Source organism: Sphingobium sp. (genome assembly GCF_035511395.1).
In the GTDB taxonomy this organism is placed as follows: domain Bacteria; phylum Pseudomonadota; class Alphaproteobacteria; order Sphingomonadales; family Sphingomonadaceae; genus Sphingobium.
Genome location: NZ_DATKFP010000090.1, coordinates 1 through 2,856, shown reverse-complemented (window position 1 = coordinate 2,856; position 2,856 = coordinate 1). Strand labels below are relative to the sequence as shown.

Here is a 2,856-nt window from a genome sequence, read left to right as displayed (position 1 = left end):
GTCGGATCGATTTTCGCGAGCACGGGCGTTGCGGCCAGCGCGGGACCGAAGGCGAAGAACTCGCCGGGTGGAAGCAGGCGTAGCAGCGCCGCCTGATCGCTGCCGAACCCGAGCAGGTCGGCGGCGCGCGCCACGTCGCGGTCGAACACGTTGAGGCCGATCGGATGATTATGCAGTTCCGAGACGACCGAACTGGCGAGTTTCGCGAGGCGCTGCGTGGCGATGATCGTGCCGATGCCGCGCTTGCGACCCCGTGCGCACATGTCGGTCAGCGTGGCGACGCCCAGGCGGCGCGTTTCGGCATCGCGTGCGGACGCTGCCATATGCGGTGCGAGCAGATGCGCTTCGTCGATGCAAACCAGCACCGTGTGCGCCCAATGTTCGCGTTGGGCGGAGAGGAGTCCTGCGAAAAAGGCGGCGGCCTTCTCGATCCGGTGATCGGGTTCAAGATCGGTGAGATCAAGGTGCAGCGCAATGCGGTGCTGGCGTGTGCGCAGCGCAAGGGCGGTAAGACCATCATTGGCATAGTCGCGTGCGACAACCGTCGTGGCGCCGATATGCGCGGCGAGATTGGCGAACTCGCCCTCCGGGTCTACGATGATGGTCGTGAGATAATCGAAGGCTTCCTCGATGATCCGGCGCAGCGTCTGGCTCTTGCCCGCGCCCGATGATCCCTGGATGAGGCAGCGGCCCGACATCAGCTTGCCGAGATCCAGTTCCAGGGGGCCGGTCGAGCAATGGCCGAGCGGGACGCGGGCGTCGCGTGTGAAATTGCTGATGGGAATGTTCATCGGGCATACTCCTTCAGCGGCCCCCAAAGGCGGTCGTTCGCGTTGAGTGTGGAGGGGGAATTCAGGCGGCGATCGCTGCCGGAAGAATGATGGGTCCAGCATTGCGCCAGTCATGACCGGCCGCTTCCAGGGCGTCGGTCACGACAGCGAACTGGCGATCGCCGTCATCGTGGAGGATTCCCAGCGCGCAGGCGTCGGCCATGACCTGACTGAACAGGCCGGCCCGATAGGCATCGAAATCTTGCCCGGCGTCGAATGGCGCCTCGCATGCTATCCACAGCGATGCCTCGATTTCCCGGATCAGTGCAGCCGCGCGGTCCAGTTTCGGATCGCGGAACAGCGAGCGGCGGCGCAGCAGAAGCTCAGGCGCCCAGCAAGGCCCTTCGGGCTGGTCGATTTGCTGTGCGGCAGCCTGCCATCCGCTTTGCGACAGCATATCGGGTGGCAGGAAGGCGACGATATCGTTGAACCAGCGCAGTTGATGCATGCAATGGATGCGCGCGCCGATGGCGTTGCGCCGGTCCAGCGCATCGGGATAGTCGGCCTCGAGCGCCGCTTCCAGTTCGGCGGGCGTCAGCGCGATGAAACAGGCATCGCGCTGCGGGTCTGGAACGGCGCGGGACGTGTAGAGATTGGCGAGCGTGACCGGTGCAGATGTGGGACGCGGAGCGTCGACAAGGGCGGGCGCCAACGCGCGCCAAAGCGCGTCGGGATAATCGCAGAGGGGGACGACATGTTTGAGCGTACCGCTGTCGTCAGCATCGATCAGATTGAGCCGCGCTCCGCCTCGGATTGACGCGATGGCTGCGGGATCGAAAAGAGCGACCTGCAAGCTTGAGCGTTCGAGGCTGCTGAGCGCGACATGGGTGGCGATGTCGCCGGCTGCGCCGGATAGAATGGCCATGCATTGTTCTCCATTGTTCCAAGGGCGCATCGCGGCAAGCGAGGCGTGACTGACACCGCCGGCATCGACGGCGGCATCGTACACCGAGGGCCGTTTGCCGTTGTCCCAACACGCCCGGCATCCAATGGCATGGCGATCCTTCTCTCGGGCTGTCCCGATGCACTCTCGCTTCCGCCCCCTCCCCTCCGGTCGGATTGCATGGTGGGCAGATGCATGTTCCGGTTTTCAGATGCCCGATGTTGCGGCAAAGAAGCGGGCATGCCTGATTTTGCGGATTCGAAACTGAACGACCTGCTTCGCCGCTTGCCCGACTGGATACGCCGCGATCTTGCTTCCACAGATGCTTCACGTCGAGCGCGTGCTGAGGACTCGCTCCACGCCATGCTGATGCCTTTGATCGCTGGCGGGAGCGCCGCAGGGAAAGACGCCGGTTGATGGCGTCGCGCGCTAGGGCCACGCGCAGTCCATCCAAGCTGACGCTCGAAAATCTGGAGAGCCTGGGCGCTGCCCGGCTGGCGCGGCTTGTGCTGAACCAGGCCGAGACCGATCCCATTTTCGCGCGTGCCGCGCGGATGGAGATGGCGGCCAGGGATGACAGCGGCGCATTGGCGCATGAGATCGGCAAGCGCCTGAAGACCATCCGCCGCTCGCGCAGTTTTATCGAGTGGGACAAGGTGCGGCCACTCGCCCAGGAACTTGACCAGTTGCGCGCCGGCATAGCGGGGCCACTTGCCGAAACCTCGCCTCAGGAGGCCATCGAGTTGATGCGCCTTTTTCTCAGCCTCGCCGAACCTGTATTCGAACGCGCAGATGACAGCAGCGGTGCGCTCGGCGATGTGTTCCGGCAGGGCGGCGAGGATCTGGGGAAACTCTGGTGTCGCGGGGGCGCGCCGGAACCCAACGTGCTGGCAGGCAAGGTTCTGACGCTGATCGAGAGTGACGGCTATGGCGTGTTCGATGAGTTGCCGGAAGCCGCATCGCCTGCGCTGGGCAAGGAGGGCCGGGCGGCGCTTCGACATATGCTGCTGGAGCGGCAGGCATCGTTGCCCGATGCGGAGCGGAGGCGGTTCGACTATACGGCCGGCTGGCTTCTCCCTAAACTCGCAGACCTGGATGATGATGTTGACGCCTACATCGCCACTGTCGATCCTGATCGAAGAA

The 2,856-nt window shown here is 64.4% G+C and carries 3 protein-coding genes; 1 reads left to right on the top strand and 2 read right to left on the bottom strand.

Going from position 1 to position 2,856, the window contains the following annotated elements; all coding sequences use genetic code 11:
- Both VMR39_RS05320 and VMR39_RS05315 read right to left on the bottom strand, forming a co-directional pair.
- On the bottom strand, positions 1-791 hold a 791-nt coding region (locus tag VMR39_RS05320), incomplete at its 3' end, for a helicase HerA domain-containing protein (RefSeq protein ID WP_325414964.1).
- Between the two features lie 61 nt (positions 792-852).
- Positions 853-1,695, bottom strand: coding sequence for a hypothetical protein (locus VMR39_RS05315; RefSeq protein ID WP_155282095.1), 843 nt, complete (start codon positions 1,693-1,695; stop codon positions 853-855).
- A gap of 434 nt (positions 1,696-2,129) precedes the next feature.
- Between VMR39_RS05315 and VMR39_RS05310 the strand changes: the two genes are divergently transcribed.
- Positions 2,130-2,856 (top strand): DUF6880 family protein (locus VMR39_RS05310; RefSeq protein WP_325414963.1); only part of this gene is annotated, 727 nt, incomplete at its 3' end.

Coding starts and splice junctions, on each gene's coding strand:
- VMR39_RS05315 (WP_155282095.1), bottom strand. CDS start 1,695: ATGGCCATTCTATCCGGCGCAGCCGGCGACATCGCCACCCATGTCGCG.